Source organism: Telluria sp. AZSoR62 (assembly GCF_058111565.1).
The window spans coordinates 1-236 of record NZ_JBYTST010000601.1 but is presented as its reverse complement, the minus strand read 5'-3'; the positions used below and the strand labels follow the sequence as shown (position 1 = coordinate 236).

Annotated in this window: 1 protein-coding gene; it reads right to left on the bottom strand. The window is 55.1% G+C overall.

Features of this window, described 5'->3' with window-relative positions:
* Window positions 1-199 (bottom strand): hypothetical protein (locus tag AC3XQU_RS24895; RefSeq protein ID WP_489876764.1); only part of this gene is annotated, 199 nt, incomplete at its 3' end.
* Between the last annotated feature and the right edge of the window lie 37 nt (window positions 200-236).

Genomic DNA, 236 nt, shown 5'->3' with positions numbered 1-236 from the left:
CAGGCCGTATCCAACTGGTTCCGCTACGTTGATGCTTGCCTTTGTCGACAGGTACCTCCAGCCAGGCAGCGTGTTTGCCATCCGTGTCAGGGAGATTATGAACAAAATCGCTTGCGGGCCGACCAGAGCCAAATCTCTCCGATGGGGCGAAACGTTCATAGAAGTTACGGCTGATGAAGTCGCCCAGCAGTTCATGCATGCGGTATTGCTTGTCCAGCGTAACGCGGCGGGTAATG